The 21875-nt window shown below is 60.5% G+C and carries 18 protein-coding genes; 8 read left to right on the top strand and 10 right to left on the bottom strand.

The features are described from left to right. Positions 1-3 precede the first annotated feature (3 nt). The 4 genes from dcuC to udk all read right to left on the bottom strand — a co-directional run bounded on the left by dcuC (position 4) and on the right by udk (position 4779). A complete protein-coding gene (gene dcuC / locus I6G83_RS14475) occupies positions 4-1362 on the bottom strand; it encodes an anaerobic C4-dicarboxylate transporter DcuC (protein WP_054304902.1) in 1359 nt (452 codons plus the stop codon). A gap of 191 nt (positions 1363-1553) precedes the next feature. After that, a complete protein-coding gene (asmA, locus tag I6G83_RS14470; RefSeq protein ID WP_054304903.1) occupies positions 1554-3395 on the bottom strand; it encodes an outer membrane assembly protein AsmA in 1842 nt (613 codons plus the stop codon). Positions 3396-3429: 34 nt separating this feature from the next. Beyond that, positions 3430-4011 carry a dCTP deaminase gene (gene dcd, locus I6G83_RS14465; RefSeq protein WP_015671638.1) on the bottom strand — a complete coding sequence of 194 codons (582 nt, stop codon included), beginning with the start codon at positions 4009-4011 and terminating at the stop codon, positions 3430-3432. 126 nt (positions 4012-4137) lie between these two features. Continuing rightward, a complete protein-coding gene (udk, locus tag I6G83_RS14460) occupies positions 4138-4779 on the bottom strand; it encodes a uridine kinase (RefSeq protein ID WP_015671637.1) in 642 nt (213 codons plus the stop codon). A gap of 234 nt (positions 4780-5013) precedes the next feature. Between udk and I6G83_RS14455 the strand changes: the two genes are divergently transcribed. Continuing rightward, a complete protein-coding gene (locus I6G83_RS14455) occupies positions 5014-5631 on the top strand; it encodes a phosphatase PAP2 family protein (protein WP_443096384.1) in 618 nt (205 codons plus the stop codon). A gap of 55 nt (positions 5632-5686) precedes the next feature. Here the strand turns inward: I6G83_RS14455 and apbC are convergent, their stop codons facing one another. Beyond that, positions 5687-6799 (bottom strand): iron-sulfur cluster carrier protein ApbC, encoded by a 1113-nt coding sequence (apbC, locus tag I6G83_RS14450; protein ID WP_054304905.1) that lies wholly within the window; start codon positions 6797-6799, stop codon positions 5687-5689. Between the two features lie 177 nt (positions 6800-6976). Here apbC and metG point away from each other — a divergent pair, with 177 nt between their 5' ends. From metG to sanA, 7 genes are all read left to right on the top strand, one after another. After that, on the top strand, positions 6977-9010 hold the full coding sequence (metG, locus tag I6G83_RS14445) for a methionine--tRNA ligase (RefSeq protein ID WP_054304906.1): 2034 nt from the start codon (positions 6977-6979) through the stop codon (positions 9008-9010). Positions 9011-9216: 206 nt separating this feature from the next. After that, on the top strand, positions 9217-10452 hold the full coding sequence (locus I6G83_RS14440) for an MFS transporter (RefSeq protein WP_054304907.1): 1236 nt from the start codon (positions 9217-9219) through the stop codon (positions 10450-10452). 111 nt (positions 10453-10563) lie between these two features. Next, positions 10564-10971 carry a CidA/LrgA family protein gene (locus I6G83_RS14435; protein WP_015671632.1) on the top strand — a complete coding sequence of 136 codons (408 nt, stop codon included), beginning with the start codon at positions 10564-10566 and terminating at the stop codon, positions 10969-10971. After that, positions 10971-11666 (top strand): CidB/LrgB family autolysis modulator, encoded by a 696-nt coding sequence (locus I6G83_RS14430; RefSeq protein WP_015671631.1) that lies wholly within the window; start codon positions 10971-10973, stop codon positions 11664-11666. Before I6G83_RS14435 ends, I6G83_RS14430 begins: the two co-directional genes overlap by 1 nt. A gap of 133 nt (positions 11667-11799) precedes the next feature. Next, on the top strand, positions 11800-12684 hold the full coding sequence (gene cdd / locus I6G83_RS14425) for a cytidine deaminase (protein ID WP_054304908.1): 885 nt from the start codon (positions 11800-11802) through the stop codon (positions 12682-12684). A 219-nt stretch (positions 12685-12903) separates the two neighbouring features. Continuing rightward, positions 12904-14601, top strand: coding sequence for an NAD-dependent malic enzyme (locus I6G83_RS14420; RefSeq protein WP_054304909.1), 1698 nt, complete (start codon positions 12904-12906; stop codon positions 14599-14601). A 171-nt stretch (positions 14602-14772) separates the two neighbouring features. Next, positions 14773-15516, top strand: a complete 744-nt coding sequence (gene sanA / locus I6G83_RS14415; protein WP_015671628.1) for an outer membrane permeability protein SanA — start codon at positions 14773-14775, stop codon at positions 15514-15516. Between the two features lie 40 nt (positions 15517-15556). Here sanA and yeiB read toward each other — a convergent pair whose 3' ends face one another. The 5 genes from yeiB to I6G83_RS14390 form a co-directional block, all read right to left on the bottom strand. Further along, positions 15557-16738: a DUF418 domain-containing protein YeiB gene (yeiB, locus tag I6G83_RS14410; RefSeq protein WP_054304910.1), complete on the bottom strand. Its 1182-nt coding sequence runs from the start codon at positions 16736-16738 to the stop codon at positions 15557-15559. Between the two features lie 135 nt (positions 16739-16873). Next, complete coding sequence (gene lhgO, locus I6G83_RS14405; RefSeq protein ID WP_015671626.1) at positions 16874-18064, bottom strand: L-2-hydroxyglutarate oxidase; 1191 nt, start codon at positions 18062-18064, stop codon at positions 16874-16876. Positions 18065-18066: 2 nt separating this feature from the next. After that, positions 18067-18783: a FadR/GntR family transcriptional regulator gene (locus I6G83_RS14400; RefSeq protein WP_015671625.1), complete on the bottom strand. Its 717-nt coding sequence runs from the start codon at positions 18781-18783 to the stop codon at positions 18067-18069. Between the two features lie 15 nt (positions 18784-18798). Next, positions 18799-20754, bottom strand: coding sequence for a TRAP transporter permease (locus tag I6G83_RS14395; RefSeq protein ID WP_062779001.1), 1956 nt, complete (start codon positions 20752-20754; stop codon positions 18799-18801). Continuing rightward, positions 20751-21791 (bottom strand): TAXI family TRAP transporter solute-binding subunit, encoded by a 1041-nt coding sequence (locus tag I6G83_RS14390; RefSeq protein WP_054307964.1) that lies wholly within the window; start codon positions 21789-21791, stop codon positions 20751-20753. Before I6G83_RS14390 ends, I6G83_RS14395 begins: the two co-directional genes overlap by 4 nt. Positions 21792-21875 lie beyond the last annotated feature (84 nt).

Genomic DNA, 21875 nt, shown 5'->3' with positions numbered 1-21875 from the left:
ACATTACAGCTGTACCGGCACCAGGATCTCGGTGGCGACAATCACCACGATAAGCCCGACGATCACCGGCACCGAGGTACGCTTCACCACTTCCATCGGAGAGATTTTCGCCATCCCCGCCACCGCCACCACCACGCCGGAAACCGGCGACAGCGTACGGCCAAGGTTGGAAGCCTGCAGCATAGGGATCACCAGGTAAGCCGGGTTAACGCTCATTTGCGCGGCCAGTTTGGGGATCAGCTCGACAAATGCGTAAAACGGCGCGTTGCCGGAACCGGTCGCCATCGCCGCCAGCATGGTGATCGTCACCAGCACCAGCATCATGATGATGCCGCCGGTGCCGAACGACTGCGCAGTAGCGATCAGGCCGCTGATAAAGCCGACGGTGCTCAGCCCCTGGGCGAAGACGCCCGCCGCCACCAGCAGCATTACCACGCCGGCAAACGCATCCGCCATGCCGCGGTATGCCACTTCCAGCCCGCTGAAGACGGTTTTGGCATCAAAACTGCGGATAAACTCAATCAGCGCGGCCAGCAGCATGCACAACACCAGCACGGTGATGATATGCAGCTCCGGCCCCCATTTGCCGTCGAAGATCAACACGCCGAGAATCGGCGTAAACGGCAAAATGGCGTAAAAACCGGGCGCCTTTGTCACAATTTCGCTGACATCCATCACGTGATGCTGTTCGTCGTTTTTCCTGTCCAGATAGCGCTGCCAAAAGAAATGCGCAACGGCCATACAGACAATGGCCGCCACGGAGATCGGCAAGGTGGTTTTAAAGGCGAAGTCCACCAGCGGCATTTCCGCCGCTTTGGCCGCCAGCACCACGTCGCCGGAGGTCGGCGCCAGAATGATCGCCGCCGGCGAGGCGCAGATCGCCGCCGCCGCGCCGCGGCTGATGCCGACATTCACCATCAGCGGGAACAGCGTCGCCATCAGCAGCACGCCCAATCCGGTTGCCGACGACACGGCCAGCGACATCAGGCAGGCGACGATGTACGCCGCCACCATCAGTAAATAAGGCGAGTTGATCATCTGCAGCGGACGGGAAGCCAGCTTCACCACCATATCGTTAGCGCCGATATGCGTCATATAGGCGGCAAAGCCGCACAGCATCATAATCATCATGCCGAGATCGCCGCCGCGGCTCATCAGCAGAATCTTGACGTACTCAATGATATCCGTAGCGCGCCAGCCGGTGGAACTGGCGCTGGCCGGCAGCACGCTTTTGCCCATCAGCGCGCTGATGGCCAGCAGCAGCAATCCGCCGACCATCAGCACGCCGGTGGCCGAATACCCTTTGATGATATAGCGTACCACTCCCCCCGCTACCCCTACCCCGATCAGAAGCTCAATCATAAACCCTCTATATATAATTATTAGCCGCCTATTATTTGGCCAGCAGAATCACGCTCCACTGTGCCCAAATTAACTATACGGGAATATGACTTTTATCAAAGTTGCAATCAGAAACTATCAGGGAAAACGACGGGTAAAGGCGGGTTGTGCGCCGATGCGGGCCAAACGTGCGGCCCACATCGGCAGAGGCATTACAGCTTGTCGAGCAGTTTTTTCAGATCTTGCCCGTTGCGGGACTCTTTATTTTTTTCAGCCCATTTATTCAGCGCATCCTTGGCACGATCCTGTAAGGAGTCGCGCAGCACCCGATCGACCTTCAGCTGATAGTTCAGCTGCTGCCATGGCCCGAACACGCGTAATGGAATCGGCGTCTTCTGCAGCTGTTCGATCAGTTCGCTGCGTCCCTGCCAACCGCCGGTCACCTGGACGTTCAGCGTAATATCACACTGTTTTTCAGGCAGGTTCAACGTACCGTCACCACTAAGGTGCAGCAACGGCGACTGCGCACTCAGCTCACGGAGCGTCACCGCACCGCGGTTCAGGTTCGCCTTGGCCGCCAACTTTTGCACCTCGGTATAGCGCTGATATTTATCCTGTCCGCGTACGCCCCGCTCATTGCGCGCCACCGCCTGCTGAATCAGCTGCTGAATATTCAGCCCGTGCAGTTGAGCATTGTCTACCGCCAGCTGCGCATTGCCCTGCCAGCTATTCAGCAAGGCATCAATCGCCAGACGGTCGCCGCTCAACGCGCCGTTCATCGTCAGCTGCCCGGTCATAAACTGCGGAATATCAAACGCTTTGAACACCGTCGCCAGATCAATCCGCTGCAAATTCGGCTGTACCTGCGCCACGGCGTTATTACCGCGCACGTCCAGTGAACCAGGTAAGGAGAACTCGCCGCCGGCTACCTGTCCCGTCAGGGTCGGCATCGTCACCTTGCCGCGCTGATTATCGGCCTGCAGTTTCAGCTGCGCGACGTTCATACCGCGGTAGGTCAGTTGGTCGGCGTGCACATCCAGCCGGGCATTAAAATCGCGCAGCGCCTGCAGATCCCGCTGCTGCTCGGTACCGCTGGCGATCACCGGCCCGGCGGTCATCGCCCGCACCGGCTGCTCGTCGCTGCCGCCGCTGCTGTTATGCCAGCCGGAAAGCGCATCCAGATTCAGATTCGGCGAACTCAGGTTCAGGATATAGTCGGGGATATCCCCCAGGCCGGCGCTGATACTGCCGGAAAATTGGCTGTTGTTGGCGCTGATCTGCAGCTGGTTGAGCGCGATCCGGCGCGGCGTCTGCTGATACTGCGCCTGCAGCGAGCCCTGGCCTTTAATGCCGCCCACCAGAATATCGGCGCCTTCCAGTTGATAGTTAAACTGGCTGACCGTAGCGCTGGCCTGGCGCGGATACTGGCTCAGATCCAGCTCGGCCGTCAGGTTGACGCTCAGATCGCGCTGATCGCGGTTGATACGGCTGGCCAGCTCCAGCTCCGCCTGGCGATCGCCGCTGCGCTGCAGCGAAAGATTGATATCGCGGACGTTAATTTGCTCATTATTGGCGCGCTGCCAAATCAGCAGGCTGTCCACCACCTGCAGATTATCAATATCGAACTTCCAGCTCGCGGCGGGCGACTCTTCACCGTTGTTACCGCCCGGCGCAATCGGCGCATCCGGTAAACTCTGTTCTTCGGAATCCGGCGTAAGACGAATAACCGCATTCTTCAGCATCACCTGCTTAACGAACAGCTGATGAGAGAGCAGCGGCAGCAGTTTGACATCCAGACGCATATTGTCCGCGCTGACGACCGGCGCCTTGGCGCCTGGCGCGGTCAGCGTCATGCGGCCGGCCAGAATGCTCAGCTGCGGCCAAACGTGCCAGCGTAAATCACCCTCCAAGGTCAGGTGATACCCGCTACGCTGCTCGACCTTTTTGATCATGTAGCTGCGGAATTCATTCGGGTTGACCAGCAGCACCAGCGCAGACATCCCCGCCACCAGCACTACCAGCAAAATCACCAAAGTCGTCAGTAATCGTCTCATGCCTTCCTCTTGTCAGCACGGCGTCCGCGCGCCGTTAGTCCTTGTCGATGCGGCTGGCTACGGCGCCCTGCTGATCTTTGTATTTTGCATCTTCGCGACTGTGATAAGGCCGGGCGGCAGGTCCGGAGAGCGGTTCGAAACTCAGCGCGCCGATCAGCATGCCCGGGCGCAACGCCAGCGGCAGCTTACCTGAATTATAGAACTCCAGGACGATGCGCCCGTGCCAGCCGGGATCGATACGGTGCGCAGTCACGTGCACCATCAGCCCCAGACGCGCCAGCGAAGAGCGGCCGTCCAGCCAGCCGACCAAATCATTCGGCAGCGTCACCGACTCCAGCGTCACCGCCAGCGCCAGCTCGCCGGGATGCAGGAAGAACGCTTCCCCTTCCGGCAAGACGATTTCATCGCTCATCACGCGGTCCAGCGCCGCGCTAACCTCATCCTTCGGCCCGCTCAGATCGATAAAGGCGGCGGTATGACCGCGGAATACGCGGAACTGGTTGCCCAAACGGACATCCACTGTGGCCCCGCTAATGCGCTCAATCGGCGGTCGCGGCGTAATGGCCAGTTTTCCGCTATCCAGCCAGGCTTCGATATCGCGGTCGCACAGTCTCATCTCTATTCTCTCCATCAAGAAGACGCGTAAACAACAAAAATTGCCATACAAAGGGCGAAAGGTCTACGTCAGGACGTAAATAGTTGACGCCGGACCAGAAAACCACGCTTCAGGCCCGGCGGCGAATTATTCAAAGAACTGACTGATTTTGGCTTTCAGAATATCGATGGCAATGCGGTTTTTACCACCGCGCGGCACGATAATGTCGGCATACTGTTTGGAAGGTTCAATAAACTGCAGGAACATCGGGCGTACGGTTTTCTGATACTGCGCCATCACGGAATCCATAGAGCGTCCGCGCTCATTGACGTCGCGCTTCATGCGGCGCATCAGGCAGATATCCAGCGGCGTGTCGACAAAGATGGAGAAGTTCATTTCCTGACGCAGACGCGGGTCGGTCAACAGCAGGATCCCTTCCAGGATAATCACCTTCTTCGGCTCCAGATGCACCGTTTCGGTTTTACGCGTGTGCTCGGTGTAACTATACAGCGGCAGTTCTATCGGCTTGCCCGCCTTCAGCATCTGCAGGTGCTGGAACAGCAGGCTGTGGTCCATGGCGCTCGGGTGGTCGTAATTGGTTTTGACCCGTTCTTCCATGGTCAGATGGGTTTGGTCTTTGTAATAACTGTCTTCAGGGATCACGCCGATGTGTTCATCGCCGACCTGTTCGCGGAGTTCACGATACAACGTACTGGCGATAAGGCTTTTCCCGGAGGCAGATGCGCCAGCTATACCAATAATGACGCACTGATGCGGCTTGTCAGTCATAAAATTAAAGACCTGAATTCGTAGTGTGTTAGGGGGGACATAAAACGCGACAATTATAGGGAGTAAGCGCCCGCCGCGCCACTCTATTGTGGCCCTGGGACGGCGAAATGCCGTGTTTTTTCAGCCGTATTTAGGAACTTTGTCGGTTGGGCTACGCCGTCGCGCAGAGTAAACTCAGCGGCCAAACGCATTATTCCGATTCGCGGGATAAGTGAATAAATGGAGAGTTCCCCGTTGGATTGGCATTTTCTGACCTTTTTCGGCGACAGCATGCTGCTGCTGCCTACCGCTTTGATTCTGTTCCTCGTCCTGCTCTCTTCGGCCGCGACGCGCCGCGCCGGCTGGCAGTGGGGCTTTATCTTCGGCAGCGTCGGCGCGATTGTCTGCGCCTCCAAGCTGGCCTTTATCGGCTGGGGCATCGGCAGCGCCGAGTATGACTTTACCGGTTTCAGCGGCCACTCGGCGCTCTCCGCCAGCATCTGGCCGGCATTTCTGTGGCTGATTTGCGCCCGCTGCCGTCCGCTGCTGCGACGCACCGCCGTGCTGATCGGCTATCTGCTGCCGCTTGCTATCGGCTGGTCGCGGCTGGTTATTCACGCCCACTCAACGTCTGAAGTCATCGCCGGCCTGGCGCTGGGGCTCTCCGCCAGTTCGCTGTTCCTGCTGCTGCAGCGCCGCAGCGGTCCGCCGCGGCTCGGCGTGGTCAAAACCCTGATTCTGCTGGCGCTGCCGGTGCTATTGATGGGCCACCGCCAGCCGGCGCCGACCCAGAGCCTGCTGGAAAAAATAGCGGTAACCCTGGCGGACCGGGAACGCCCTTATACCCGTGCGGACCTGCATAAGTTACGGTGACAATTTGGCGATAAAAAAACCGGCGCATGGCCGGTTTTTTTGTGCCGTCAGACGGTCACACCGCGCGGAACGCGATCTCCGTCGGGATCGCTTCGCCCTGCCAGTACATCTGCGCCGCCACGCGTCCCGCCAGCTGGCGGTACATCTCGGCAAATTCGCTGTCCGGACGGCTCACCACCGTCGGCTGGCCGCGGTCCAGATCTTCACGCAGCGAAATATGCAGCGGCATCTGCCCCAGCAGACGGCTGTTATATTTCTGCACCAGCTTCTCCGCCCCGCCGGTGCCGAAAATCGGCTCATGATGCCCGCAGTTGCTGCAGATATGCATGCTCATGTTTTCCACAATGCCCAATACCGGCACCTGGACTTTTTCAAACATCACGATGCCCTTCGCCGCATCCAGCAGCGCGATATCCTGCGGGGTGGTGACCACCAGCGCGCCGGTAACCGGAATGTTTTGCGACAGCGTCAGCTGAATGTCGCCGGTGCCCGGCGGCATATCCAGCACCAGATAATCCAGATCCGGCCACAGCGTATCCTGCAGCAGCTGCATCAGCGCCTTGCTGGCCATCGGACCGCGCCAGACCATGGCGTTGTCATCGGTCACCAGATAGCCGATGGAGTTGGTCGCCAGGCCGTGCGCCATAATCGGCGCCATATGCTGGCCGTCCGGCGAGGTCGGACGCTCATGTTCCGTGCCCAGCATATTGGGGATCGACGGACCATAAATATCCGCATCGAGGATGCCGACCTTGGCGCCTTCCGCCGCCAATGCCAGCGCCAGGTTTACCGCGGTGCTGGATTTCCCCACCCCGCCCTTACCGGAGCTGACGGCGATAATATTACGCACGCCTTTGACGCCGGCCTGCGCATTGGCGCGCTTCAGCGTGGCGATATCATGTTTCAGTTTCCAGTCGATGGCCTGTGCGCCGGTCACGCGCAGCAGCTCCGCGCTCACGCTGTCCTGCAGCGCCGCGAAACCGCTGTTCCAGGCGAACGGCATGGCGAGTTCGATATGCAGCACGTTGTCCAGCAGCGCGCAGTGGTGGATGGCTTTCAGCGCCGTCAGGTTATTTTTTAACGTCGGGTGTTCAAAGGCGGCCAGTACACCGGTCACCAGGGCGCGCAGAACTTCGGGGTTGGTCTGCTCAGGGGATTTTGCGTTCATCCCGGCTCCTCGATTGAAATAAATGCAAGTGAATAGCTTCAACGACAAGCATACCAGAACTAACCGACGCTGACTCGCACCACAACGTCGCCATCGCGGTATAGCCCTAGCCGCGAGGCGTGCGATCGGTTAACATCGAAGGCCCTTTTTACTCAATACAGAAAGCAAGTTCTTACTATGGCTCAAGTCGCGAAAAAATTATTGGTGACGTGCGCGCTACCGTACGCAAATGGTTCCATCCATCTCGGCCACATGCTCGAGCACATCCAGGCGGATATCTGGGTTCGTTACCAACGAATGCGCGGCAACGAAGTTCATTTCATTTGCGCGGACGACGCGCACGGCACGCCAATCATGCTGAAAGCACAGCAGCTGGGCGTCTCGCCGGAAGACATGATTGCCGAAATGAGCCAGGAGCATCAGCAGGATTTCGCCGGTTTCAACATCAGCTACGACAACTACCACTCGACGCACAGCGAAGAGAACCGCGAGCTGTCCAGCCTGATTTACCGTCGCCTGAAAGAGAACGGCTTTATCAAGAACCGGACGATTTCTCAGCTGTACGATCCGGAGAAAGGCATGTTCCTGCCGGACCGCTTTGTGAAAGGCACCTGTCCGAAGTGTAAATCACCGGATCAGTACGGCGATAACTGCGAAGTGTGCGGCGCCACCTACAGCCCGACCGAGCTTATCGATCCGAAGTCCGCGGTGTCCGGCGCCACGCCGGTCATGCGCGACTCCGAGCACTTCTTCTTCGACCTGCCGTCCTTCAGCGAAATGCTGCAGGCGTGGACGCGCTCCGGCGCGCTGCAGGAACAGGTGGCGAACAAAATGCAGGAGTGGTTCGACTCCGGCCTGCACCAGTGGGACATCTCCCGCGACGCGCCCTATTTCGGCTTCGAAATTCCCGACGCGCCGGGCAAATACTTCTACGTCTGGCTGGACGCGCCGATCGGCTACATGGGTTCCTTCAAGAACCTGTGCGACAAGCGTGGCGACCTGGACTTCGACGAGTTCTGGCGCAAGGACTCCACCACCGAGCTGTATCACTTTATCGGTAAAGACATCGTCTATTTCCACAGCCTGTTCTGGCCGGCGATGCTGGAAGGCAGCAACTTCCGCAAGCCGACCAACCTGTTCGTTCACGGCTATGTGACGGTTAACGGCGCCAAGATGTCCAAATCGCGCGGCACCTTTATCAAGGCCGGCACCTACCTGAAGCATCTGGACGCCGACTGCCTGCGCTATTACTACGCCGCCAAGCTGTCGTCGCGCATCGACGACATCGACCTCAACCTGGAAGATTTCGTGCAGCGCGTCAACGCCGATATCGTCAACAAGGTGGTCAACCTGGCGTCGCGCAACGCCGGCTTTATCAAGAAACGTTTCGACGGCCGTCTGGCGGACCAACTGGCGGATCCGGCGCTGTATCAGACCTTTACCGATGCGGCCGACAGCATCGCCGACGCCTACGCCAGCCGCGAATTCAGCCGCGCCGTGCGTGAAATCATGGCGCTGGCGGATCTGGCCAACCGCTATGTGGACGAGCAGGCGCCGTGGGTGGTGGCGAAGGAAGAGGGTCGCGACGCCGATCTGCAGGCTATCTGCTCAATGGGCATCAACCTGTTCCGCGTGCTGATGACCTACCTGAAGCCGGTACTGCCGTCGCTGGCGCAGCGCGCCGAAGAGTTTCTGAACGGCGAACTGAGCTGGGACAGCATTCAGCAGCCGCTGTTGGGTCATCAGGTCAACGCCTTTAAGGCGCTGTTCAACCGTATCGATCTCGACAAGGTCAACGACATGGTCAACGCGTCCAAAGAAGATCTGATCGCCAGCCAGGCGCCGGCAGTCACCGGTCCGCTGGCGGACGATCCGATCCAGGACGCCATCACCTTTGACGACTTCGCCAAAGTGGATATGCGCATTGCGCTGATCAAAAGCGCCGATTTCGTTGAAGGCTCGGACAAACTGCTGAAGCTGCAGCTGGATCTGGGCGGCGAAAACCGTCAGATCTTCTCCGGCATCCGTTCCGCTTACCCGGATCCGAAGCTGCTGGAAGGACGCCTGACGATCATGGTCGCCAACCTGGCGCCGCGCAAAATGCGCTTCGGCATCTCCGAAGGCATGGTGATGGCCGCCGGCCCGGGCGGGAAGGAAATCTTCCTGCTGAGCCCGGACAGCGGCGCACAGCCGGGCATGCAGGTGAAGTAACGCCGTCAACGCAACAAGGGTCGAGCCAGCTCGGCCCTTTTTTATGGTCGTCACGCAGCGCAACGCCGCCAGCATCAGTGGTTAATCCTGTCATTCTCCCCTGCGGCGGAAATTACCGCTGTTTCGCACTTTCCGTACCGCCGCCCGCCGCCAATAGGCTATGTTATCAACTCTGATTTAATGACCGAGCATCCACGGGTGATGTTATGAAGGGATTCCCACCGCTAATCAACACGCTGCTGGCTACCTCGCTGGTGCTGACCATCGGCCGCGGCATCACGCTGCCGTTTATCGCCATTTACCTCAGCGAGCACTTCCGTCTGCTGCCCGCCGGCGTTGGCGTGATCCTCGGCTGCAGCCTGAGTATCGGCATCATCACCAGCCTGTACGGCGGCTATCTGGTGGACAAGTTCAGCAAAAATACGCTGATGGTCGCCGCCATTGTGCTGTACGGGCTGAGCTTCTTCCTGATGCCGTCGATCGCACGCCCGGGCGGCATGGTGGCGCTGCTGGCGGTACTGCATACCACCTACTCGGTGCTGAGCATCACCATCAAGGCCTGTTTTGCCGAATGGCTGCCGGTTGCGCAGCGCACCCGCGCCTTCTCCATGAACTACACGCTGATCAACGTCGGCTGGGCGATCGGCTCCTCGCTCGGCGTCTGGGTGGCCGGCTTCGGGGTTCTGCTGCCGTTTTATCTGTCCGGCGGCCTGACGCTGCTGGTGGTGATCGTGCTGCATTTCCGCCTGCGCCGCTCGCCGTCGCCGCCGGCAGCGGCAGGCGTCTCCGCCCCCCTGCCCGCCAGCTTCCGCCAGACGTTCGGCATTCTGCGCCGCGACCGGCGGCTGATTTTCTTTACCCTCGGCAGTACGCTGGGCGCGGTGGTCTTCGGCCAGTTCACCGGTTACCTGTCGCAGTATCTGATTATCGCCACCAACGCGGAATTCGCCTACCGGGTCATCGGGCTGGTGATGCTGGTTAACGCCTGCATGGTGATTGCGCTGCAATATCTGCTGAGCCGCGGAATGCGGCAGGACAATATGCTGCGCTGGCTGGCGTTCGGCACGCTGTTCTTCGTGCTCGGCCTGCTGGGCTTCGCGCTGGCCGGACAGTCGCTGTGGCTGTGGGCGTTGGCGATGGCGGTTTTCACCCTGGGCGAAATCATCGTGATCCCGGTGGAATACATGTTTATCGACTTTATTGCACCGGCGCATCTGAAGGGCAGCTACTACGGCATGCAGAACCTCAGCAACCTCGGCGGCGCCGCCAACCCGGTGCTGTGCGGCTTGCTGCTCAGCTACGCCGCGCCGCCGCTGATGTTCGCCATGCTGATCGCCGCGGCGCTGTTCAGCCTGCTGTTCTTTTTCCTCGGGCACCGGCTGGCACAGCGCCAGCCGACGGAGCCGTTGGCCGAACAGGCGTCATCTACACTTAACTCGTAACGTCAATAGCCAGGATGGGCATGGCTGGGATAACGATTTTTCATGATTGGTTATGTGGCGCAGATCACAGTTTAATTGTATGATGAATGCATCCGTTAAACAGGAAGGCTTATGAACAAGATGCTCACATCATGTTGGCAATACCTTAGAGCATTCGCTTTGATTTACCTGTGTCTGCTGATCGGCAACGCGGTCTCCGCCCTGCTGCCGATCGCCATTCCCGGCAGCATTCTCGGCATGCTGCTGCTGTTCGCCCTGCTGGCCCTGCAGCTGCTGCCGGCCGCCTGGGTGCGTCCCGGCTGCAACCTGCTCATCCGCTATATGGTGCTGCTGTTTGTGCCCATCGGCGTCGGGGTAATGCAGTACTACCGGGAGATTTTCGACCATCTGGCGCCGCTGGTGGTCGCCTGCGCCGCCAGCACCCTGATCGTCTTGGTGGCCGTGGGGTACTCATCCCACTATTTTCATCGCGAACGCCCGCTGGTCGGCAAGCAGAACGACGCCGAGGGGGATAAATAATGTTGCATACCATCTGGTGGTCGCTGCCGTTAACCCTGCTGGTGTTTTTCGCCGCGCGCAAGCTGGCGCAGAAACTGAACATGCCGCTGCTCAATCCGCTGCTGGTCTCTATGGCGGTGATCATTCCGCTGCTGCTGCTGACCGGCATTCCCTATAAGGACTATTTTCAGGGCAGCAAAATCCTCAACGATTTGCTGCAGCCTGCGGTAGTCGCGCTGGCGTTTCCGCTGTATGAGCAGCTGCACCAAATCCGCGCCCGCTGGAAATCAATTATCGCGGTGTGCTTTATCGGCAGCCTCGCCGCGATGATCAGCGGCGGCGCCATCGCCCTGTGGATGGGCGCCACGCCGGAGATTGCCGCGTCCATCCTGCCCAAATCGGTCACCACGCCGATCGCCATGGCGGTGGCGGAATCACTCGGCGGCATCCCGGCCATCAGCGCGGTGTGCGTGATTTTTGTCGGCATCCTCGGCGCCGTGCTCGGCCATACGCTGTTCAACGCGCTGAAGATCACCACCAAATCCGCCCGCGGCCTGGCGATGGGCAGCGCTTCGCACGCGCTGGGCACCGCCCGCTGCGTGGAGCTGGATTACCAGGAAGGCGCTTTCGGTTCGCTGGCGCTGGTGATCTGCGGCATTATCACCTCGCTGCTGGCGCCGTTTTTATTCCCGGTGCTGTTGCACCTGTTCGCCTGAGGCTAAAACTTGCGATATATCGCGCAATATCGCCACCGATTACATTAATTTCATCAATAAGTAGATATAAATCACATTTTATCCGCTAAAGGCTGCCTAGAATGTCCTCCCGTTAACACTGGAGAGACGTTCTATGCATCCGCGTTTTCACACCGCATTCAGCACCCTGCCCGACACATTGCAATCCGCCCTGCAGCCTTATCTGGACGCAGCTGATTTTCCGGCCATGTTCAGCGCCGAGCAGGTTGAAGCAATCAAGCAGCGCTGCGGGCTGGACGATGATGCGCTGGCGTTTGCCCTGCTGCCGCTGGCCGCGGCCTGCTCGTTAACCCCGATTTCTCAGTTCAACGTCGGCGCCATCGCCCGCGGCGTCAGCGGCAACCTCTATTTTGGCGCCAATATGGAGTTCAGCGGCGCGCCGATGCAGCAGACGGTGCACGCCGAACAGTGCGTCGTCACCCACGCCTGGCTGCGCGGCGAAGCGGCGCTGGCCGCCGTCACCGTCAATTACACCCCGTGCGGCCACTGCCGCCAGTTTATGAATGAGCTGAACAGCGGCGGCGATCTGCGCATCCAGCTGCCGGGCCGCCCGGCCGCCACGCTCAGTCACTATCTGCCGGACGCCTTCGGCCCGCGCGATCTGGATATTCACACCCTGCTGATGGACCCGGCGGACCACGGCCACCGGCTGGCGCTGGACGACGCGCTGGCGATCGCCGCGCTCGACGCCGCCAACCGCAGCCACGCGCCCTACAGTCAGGCCCACAGCGGCGTAGCGCTGGAAACGAGCGACGGCAAGATCTACGCCGGTCGCTACGCGGAAAATGCCGCCTTCAACCCCAGCCTGCCGCCGCTGCAGGCTGCGCTGATCCTGCTGAATATGTCCGGCGGCGACTGCCGGCGCATCCGCCGCGCGGTGCTGGCGGAGCCGCAAAGCGCCGTCCTCAGCCAGCATGACGCCACCCGCGCCCTGCTGGCCGCACTCGGCTGCCGGACGCTGCAGCACCTCACCTTCTGATCCCCAGCGCGGGGCCGTCCGGCCCCGCAAATAACAGCCCTGCCCGGCGAATACAATGCCATTTACGTCTGAAAACACTTTTTTTAGTTAAATAAGTCTTTGATCGTCGATAATTAGCGCAACTTCCCTCATGATCCGATAACAATTACTGTACATATTTCCCTTATCTTTTAGGATCTGCGGTGATAAAAACAATCTGATACGTCTAAGAGTGAACTGATGGAACTTGAATACGAAAGCAAACGCCCGCTGTACATCCCTTACGCCGGCCCGATTCTGTTGGAATTTCCGTTACTTAACAAAGGCAGCGCCTTCACCGAAGAAGAACGCAGCCACTTCAACCTGCGCGGCCTGCTGCCCGAAGCGGTAGAAACCATCGAAGAACAGGTCGAGCGCGCTTACCGCCAGTATCAAGATTTCAAAAACGACAACGACAAGCATATCTACCTGCGCAACATCCAGGACACCAACGAAACGCTGTTCTACCGCCTGCTGGACTCGCACCTGAGCGAAATGATGCCCATCATCTACACGCCGACGGTCGGCGAGGCCTGCGAGCACTTCTCCGATATCTACCGCCGCGCGCGCGGGCTGTTTATCTCCTACCCGAACCGCGACCGCATTGACGACATGCTGCAGAACGCCACCAAGCAGAACGTGAAGGTGATCGTCGTCACCGACGGCGAGCGTATCCTCGGCCTCGGCGATCAGGGCATCGGCGGCATGGGCATTCCGATCGGTAAACTGTCGCTGTACACCGCCTGCGGCGGCATCAGCCCGGCCTATACGCTGCCGGTGGTGCTGGATGTCGGCACCAACAACCCTCAGCGCCTGAACGACCCGCTGTATATGGGCTGGCGTCACCCGCGTATTTCCGGCGATGAGTACCATGAGTTTGTCGAGGCGTTTATCCAGGCGGTCAAACGCCGCTGGCCAAACGTGCTGCTGCAGTTCGAGGACTTCGCGCAGAATAACGCCACCCCGCTGCTGAACCGCTACCGCGACGAAATCTGCTGCTTCAACGACGACATCCAAGGCACCGCGGCGGTCACGCTCGGCAGCCTGATCGCCGCCAGCCGCGCCGCCGGCTGCCGCCTGCGCGACCAGACCGTCACCTTCCTCGGCGCGGGTTCCGCCGGCTGCGGCATCGCCGAGCAGATTATCGCCCAGATGAAGTCGGAAGGCCTGAGTGAAGACGAAGCGCGGGCGCGCGTGTTTATGGTCGACCGCTTCGGCCTGCTGACCGACAAACTGCCGAACCTGCTCGACTTCCAGAGCAAGCTGGTGCAAAAGAGCGAGACGCTGGCGCACTGGAACGTGAGCAACGACGCCATCTCGCTGATGGACGTGGTGCGCAACGCCAAACCAAGCATTCTGATCGGCGTTTCCGGCCAGCCGGGGCTGTTCACCGAAGAGCTGATCCGCGAAATGCATCAGCACTGCCCGCGGCCGATCGTGATGCCGCTGTCCAACCCGACCTCACGCGTTGAGGCGCGCCCGGAAGATATCATCAACTGGACCGACGGCGCCGCGCTGGTGGCGACCGGCAGCCCGTTTGCGCCGGTCAACCACCGCGATCGCCAGTACCCTATCGCCCAGTGCAACAACTCGTATATCTTCCCGGGCATTGGCCTCGGCGTGCTGGCCTCCGGCGCGTCGCGCGTCACCGACGCGATGCTGATGGCCGCCAGCCGCGCGCTGGCCGACTGTTCGCCGCTGGCGACCGACGGCTACGGCGCGCTGCTGCCGGATATCGACGATATTCAGGGCGTGTCGAAATGCATCGCGATGGAAGTCGGCAAGGCCGCGCAGCTGCAGGGCGTGGCGGTGGTCACCTCAGAAGAAGCGCTGTCCAAAGCGATTGAGCACAACTTCTGGCGTCCGCAGTACCGCAGCTACAAACGCACCTCGTTCTGATCCGTCTCCCGCCGGCCAGCATCGTCTGGCCGGTTTTTCCTCATCCGATCTCCGCACCAACAAAAAGTGCCCTGCTGGGGCCCCATCCGCAGGTCGACCGCTTGCGTCAGATAGTCAGGTAAAGTAGCCTTAATCCACCTTTTTTCAGATTTATGCGCGTAAGGCCAAAACATGTGGAAACGCCTGATAATTAGCCTGTTCATCATCGCCACGGCGCTGATGTTAACGGCTATCGCGCTCGATCGCTGGATCAGCTGGAAAACCGCACCTTATATCTACGAAGAGGTGCAGCAGCTGCCGGATCGCCAGGTCGGCGTGGTGCTCGGCACCGCCAAATATTACCGCACCGGGGTGATTAATCAGTATTACCGCTACCGCATGCAGGGGGCGATTAACGCCTACAACAGCGGTAAGGTGAAGTATCTGCTGCTGAGCGGCGACAACGCGCTGCAGAGCTACAATGAGCCGATGACCATGCGCCGCGATCTGATCGCCGCCGGCGTGGCGCCGAGCGATATCGTGCTGGACTACGCCGGTTTCCGTACGCTGGACTCCATCGTGCGGACGCGCAAGGTGTTCGACGCCAACGACTTTATTATTATCACCCAGCGCTTCCACTGCGAGCGGGCGCTGTTTATCGCCCTGCATATGGGCATCCAGGCGCAGTGCTTCGCCGTGCCTTCGCCCAAAAATATGCTGTCGGTGCGCGTGCGTGAAATCTTCGCCCGTCTCGGCGCGCTGAACGATCTGTACATCCTCAAGCGCGAGCCGCGCTTCCTCGGGCCGCTGATCCCGATTTCCGCCATGCATAAAGTGCCGGAGGACGCCCAGGGCTATCCGGCGGTATCGCCGGAACAGCTGGTGGAATTGGAACAAAAACTGGCGGCGGAAAGGCAAAAGGCGCAGGCCAAATAAGCCCGCGGCCGGTATCTGCCGGCCGCGCTGCTTTCCTTACTCAGCGCCGCAGGTGGCGCTCTCCCTCGCCGGCGCCGAGCGCGGTCAGCCGACGCCACAGCCACTCTGCCGGCCCCTGTTCGAAATAGCGCAGCCACAGCTGTGAGAACAGCAGGTTCGCCAGCCACACCAGCGGCACTATCGCCACCAGCTGCCAGCGGTCAAGCTGCTGATAGAGGCCAAAGCGGTAGAACAGCGTGGTGCAGATCAGCGTTTGCAGCAGATAGTTACTGAGCGCCATACGGCCGACCTGCGTCAGCCAGCGCCCCAGCGGCCAGCGTGCCAGCCGCCCCCAGAAGCCGTAACACAGCGCCAGATAGCCCATCGCCTGCAGCGGCGCGCCCAGCTCGCGCGGCACCTGCAGCAAAAAGCCGCTCCAGCGGTAGTCCCACTGCAGATGCCACTGCAGCGCCACCGCCGGCAGCTGGATCAGCAGCGACAGCGGGATCAGCCAGGCCGCCTGCCGCCGGTAATACGCCGGCGCAAAGTGGCCGCGCAGCCAGCCGCTGCGCATCAGGCCGGCGCCGAACAGCATCAGCCCCGCCAGCTCCCAGCCGTACTGCGCGCCAATCGCCAGCAGGCTGGATGAGAGCAGATCCACCCGGTTGCGCCAGGCTTCCAGCCCGCCCTGCAGTTTCCACAGCTGTTCATACTGCAGATCCGCCGGGCCGGGCAGCCAGAAGCTGCCCGGCGTGCCATCGGTGGCAAAACTGAGCAGCAGCAACAGCGTAACGCCGATCCCATACAGCACCGCGCCGGTTTTCAGCAGGGTAAAGGTGTTTTTCGCTTCGCGGATCATGCGCCAGCACACCAGGCCGATCAGGCCGTACGCCAGCAGAATATCGCCGTCCCATAAAAAAATGCCGTGCCCCAGCCCGAACAGCACCAGCCAGCTCAGGCGCGCGCGGATCCAGCCTTTGCCGCGGTGCAGCAGCAGCTGCAGCCCCGCGCCGAACAATAGTGCAAACATCGCCAGAAACTTGGCCTGGGTGAACAGATCCAGCAGCGCCCAGGCCCAGGCGTCGGACAATGACGGCTGGCCCTGATAGGCCGGGTTAAGATACGCCGCTTTCGGCAGCCCAAAGGCGCTGATATTCATCAGCAGAATACCGAGAATGGCGATGCCGCGCGCGCAGTCCAGAGTGGCAATACGCGGCAGCGGCGCCGATGCAGGAGGGTTCATGAGATACCGCTGTTATTCAATCCAATAAAATACGCCCGCAGGCGCAACACCCGCCCCGCTCCCGATGGGAGCCGGGCGTTATATTAAGCATTAAAAATAGCGTAGATACCATCCTTTCGCTGGCGCTGCGGATGATTACAGGTGGGCAAGATGTTGGCGCACGATGTCGCGGCCAATTTCCAGTGAGGCGGTCGCCGCCGGGGAAGGCGCATTGCACACGTGCAGCGAACGGCGGCCGGTCACGAAGTGGAAATCGTCCACCAGCTTGCCGTCAGCCGTCAGCGCCTGCGCCCGCACGCCGGCGGGGCCGGGCTGAATATCCGCTTCCTGCAGCGCCGGGATCAGCCGGCGGGCGTTTTCCGTAAACCGGCGGCGCGACAGCGAACGCCGCACCTCCGCCAGCCCCTCGCCCATATAGCGGCCGGCAATCTTCCAAAAGCCGCGGTAGCTCAGCACCTCGCCCAGATCGCGCAGGCTGACGTCGCACTTGCGGTAGCCTTCGCGCTTGAATGCCAGCACCGCATTCGGCCCCACATCCCGCTTGCCGTTGTACATGCGGGTAAAGTGCACGCCGAGGAAGGGGAAGTCCGGGTTCGGCACCGGATAAATCAGGTGATTAACCAGATAGTTCTTTTCACTGTTCAGCACAAAATATTCGCCGCGGAACGGCACGATTTTCATGCCGGTGTCATACCCCGCCAGTTTGGCAATGCGGTCGCTGAACAACCCCGCGCAGTTGACCAGCCATTTGCCCTGATAGTTCTGCCCCGGCGTCTGCACCTCAACGCCGTCGCCGTGCTCGGCAATCCCCACCACCTGCCGGCCGAAGTGAATCTCGCCGCCGCGCTGTTGAACAATTTCCGCCAGCTTGGCGGCCACCTGCGCATAGTTGACGATGCCGGCGTCCGGCACCAGCAGCGCCTCCAGTCCGTTAACGTGGGGTTCCCGCTCCCGCAGCTCGGCGGCCGACAGGCGGCGCACCGCCAGGCCGTTCTCCAGGCCGCGCCGGTAGATATTCTCCAACAGTTCCAGCTCCTGCAGCTGGGTGGCGACAATCACTTTGCCGCAGCGGTCGTGATACAGCTCATGCTGGCGGCAGAAGGCAAACATGCTCTGATTGCCCTGCTTCGCCAGGCGCGCCTTCAGGCTGCCGGGCTGATAGTAGATGCCGGAGTGCACCACGTTGCTGTTATGGCCGCTCTGATGCGCCGCCGGGCCGGGCTCTTTATCCACGATCAGCAGCTTCAGGCGCGGATTATGTTCCTGCAGCGCGTTGGCGACGCCCAGCCCCACCAGCCCGCTGCCGATAATGATCACGTCATACATGGTTATGCTTTTCCTTCTTGTTCCAGCCTGCGCAGCTTGCCGCGCACGTTACTCAGATGATGCTGCATACTGCCGGCCGCCGCCGCCGCATCGCCGGCCTTGATCGCCAGCCATACCCGCTCATGTTCATCGACCACCCGCTGGCGCTCGTCGGCGCGCCCCAGGTTGCGGCTGAGCGAATACACCAGCACGCCGAGATACAGCTCATGCATATTGTCGAGGATTTGCACAAAAAACGGATTGTGCGAAGCCTGCATAATGGCGCGGTGAAACAGGTAATCCTGCTGATGGCCAATCTGCCCGTCGTGCAGCGTAGTGTGGCGAAAGGCCAGAAACGCCTGTTCGATCTGTTGCAGCTCCTGCTCGCTGCGCCGCTGCGCGGCCATGCTCGCCGCCTGCTGCTCCATCACCTCGCGCATTTCCAGCAGCGATTCCACCTCGCTGCGGCTGGCGACCTCCATCACCAGCGGCTCATACTTGCTGAGCAGCGAATGCTGCTCAACCCGATGGCCGCCCCCCTGACGTGAAGAGATAATGCCGCCGACCTCCAGGATCCCCAGCGCCTCACGCACCGGCGCGCGGCTGACGCCAAAGGCGTCGGCCAGCTCATTTTCCGACGGCAGCTTATCCCCCACCGGGTAGGTGCCGTCATGAATACCCGCCTTCAGCTGCGCCAGTACCTGGTGCGACGCTTTCCGCCGGGTGACTTTATTGATCATGGGCCTCCCCGTTTTTCATGCCGACTCCCCCGGCGCGGCCGCGCGCTGTCTGAAACGCAGCAGGTGTATCGTGCCGGCGGTAATAATCAGCGCCAGCCCGCCCAGATCGGTCATCATTCCCGGCTTAATCAGCAAAATGGCGGCGCAGGTGAACAGTACGCGCTCCAGCCAGTGGGCCTTCATCAGCCAGAAGTTGGCGCTGGCAATGGAGAGCGCATAGATGCCCACCAGCGCGGTGGCCACCATATGGATCACCGACAGCACGTTCACCGCCTCCCCCTGCATCAGCAGCATCGGGTTGTACACCAGAATAAACGGGATGATAAAACCGGGCAGCGCCAGCCGCACCGCTTCCCACGAGGTTTGCATCGGGTCGGCGCGGGCAATGCTGGCGGCGGTGTAGCTGGCCAGCGCCACCGGCGGCGTGATATTGGACAGCGCGCCAAACCAGAACACAAAGAAGTGCGCCGCCAGCGGCATCACGCCGGCCTTGATCAGAATCGGCGATACCGTCACCGCCACCACGATATACAGCGCGGTGGAAGGCAGCCCCATGCTCAGCACGATGCACACCAGCATCACCACCAGCAGGATCATCCACAGCGTATTGTCGGTCATCGACACGATATTAAACGCCAGCGTCGAGCCGATGCCGGTCATGGTCACCACGCAGATAATCACCCCGATCGCCGCACAGGCGATCGTCACCTGAATCGAGCCGCGGGCCGCCTCATTCAGCGCCTCGGCAATTTTCCGCGGCGTCATGCGCACCGCGCTGTCCGGCGTCAGCCAGCTGGCGACGATGATGGCGACAATCCCCAGAAAGCCGGCGTAAATCGGCGTTTTACCCAGCAGCAGAGCGCCAATAACGATAAACAGCGGCAGCAGCAGCAGCCCGCGCGCCTTCAGCACCGCCTTGACCTGCGGGATATTCTCCTTGCTGATGCCCTTCAGCCCCTGCTTTTTGGCCTCCAGATCGATGGCGATAATCAGCGCCGCGTAGTAGAGCAGCGCCGGCACGATGGCGGCAATGACGATGGTGGTGTAAGAAATACCGAGGAAACCGGCCATGATAAACGCCGCCGCACCCATAATCGGCGGCATGATCATGCCGCCGGTGGACGCCGTGGCCTCGACCGCGCCGGCAAACTTAGGCGACAAACCGATGCTTTTCATCAACGGAATGGTAAAGGTGCCGGTGGTGGCGACGTTGGCCACCGCGCTGCCGCTCAGCGAGCCGGTCAGCGCCGAAGAGATCACCGCCACCTGCGCCGGGCCGCCGCGACGGCGTCCGGCCATCGCCAGCGCCAGATCGTTAAACAACTGCGTCGCACCGCTGACGCTGAGAAATGCACCGAACAGAATAAACACCGCTATTGCAGTGGCGGCGGTCGACAGGGTGATGCCGAAAATGCCTTCACTGGTCATAAACAGCCGGTACAGCAGGCGTTCGACCGAAAAGCCGCTGTGGCCGAAAATGCCCATAAAATACTGGCCGAACAGCGCATAGATAATGGCGAACGTCGCCAGGCTGGGAATAAACAGGCCGGTGGTGCGGCGCGCGGCCTCAAACAGCACGCCGATGCCCAGCGCCGCCATCAGGTAGTCGGTGGTATTGGGCAGGCTTTTGCGCACCACGTGCAGATCGAGGTAGTTAAAATAGAAATAGCCGTAGCTGACCAGCGTCAGCGCAATAAACAGGTAGTCCCAGCGGTTAAATTTGGCCGTCGCGTGCTTTTTGGAGAACGGGAACAGAATAAAGCCCAGCAGCAGAATCCCGGTCAGGAAGGTGGTGTTGCGATAAAACTCCTGGGTATTGGCCAGCGCGTTGGAGTACACCGCATACAGTGAGATCGCGATCGCCAGCACGGTGGCGAACAGCGCGTAGCGTCCGGCCAGCGGACGGCTGCCGGCGCCCGCCTCTTTATCCAGCGAGGTGTCCGGCTGCGGCGTTAAGGGCGTGGTATTCATAGCGCCTCCGTAGCGCGATCGGCGCGCGCTTCTGGTGGGATCAGCTCTGCGGGGATGTTGACCCCGGCTTCGCGGAAATAACGGTACGCTCCCAGATGCAGGGGCACGGACACCCCTTTCAGGGCATTTTCCAGTGAGATATTTTTGGCCGCGCTGTGCACCTGATGCACTTCCGGCAGGTTCTCAAACATCGCCTTGGTCAGGTCATAGACAATCTGGTCGTCGATGCCGCGCGTGGCGACCAGAATATTGGGCTGGGCAATGGTCGCTACCGCCTTGCTCTGCCGCGGGTAGGTGTCCGCCTCAATCACAAAGCGGAACCAGGCGTTGGCGACGGCGTTAATGCTGGCCAGCTGTTCATCGGTCACCTCCAGGATGCGCGAGGGCACGCCGCTGGCGTACATATCGGTCACCGCGGCGGCCGGCACCCCGGCGGGCAGCGCGCCGCCGTCGAGCCGACCGTCACGCATCGCCGAGACGGTGTCGCCATAGCCCAGGTATTCCGGCGAAATATTTTTCTTACTCATGTTGACGCCGCGCAGGATCACCAGCGTCGACTGCTCCGTGCCGCTGGCCTGCGGCCCGACCGAAAAACGGCTGCCGGCGATATCGTTCAGCGTGCCGTCCTTCACCTTGCTTTCCAGCATCACAAAATGCTCGACGTTGGGCCACAGCATGGAGATAGCGCGCAGATCGCCGTAGGCGCGTCCGGCGAAGTTGCCTACCCCCTGATAGGCTTCCACCGCCAGCAGGCTCTGCAGAATGGCCAGCTGGGCTTCGTCCTTCTGCAGCAGATCGATATTTTCGATTGAGCCGGCGGAAGACTGCCCGGTCACCTGAATGCCATCCTGTTTCAGGCGGGTGCTCCAGACATTGGCCAGGCCGACGCCCATCGGGTAATAGGTTCCCCCGGTTGAGGCGGTCGCCACGGACAGGAACGTCTTGTTTTCATTCTCTATTTTGCCGACGACCGCCAGTGCCGCCACGGCAACCGCCGCGGCGCTGAACAGCAACAGTTTGATTTTTCTATTTTTCATTCGACTCACCTGATGTTTTGAAACAAATAGAAAACATTTACGCAAACTTGTATACAACATGACAAATTCGTTTAGCTAACCGCC

Origin of the sequence: Serratia rubidaea (assembly GCF_016026735.1) — a bacterium.
In the GTDB taxonomy this organism is placed as follows: Bacteria; Pseudomonadota; Gammaproteobacteria; order Enterobacterales; family Enterobacteriaceae; genus Serratia_B; species Serratia_B rubidaea.
The sequence above is the reverse complement of the archived record's forward strand: the minus strand, read 5'-3'. Positions and strand labels throughout refer to the sequence as shown.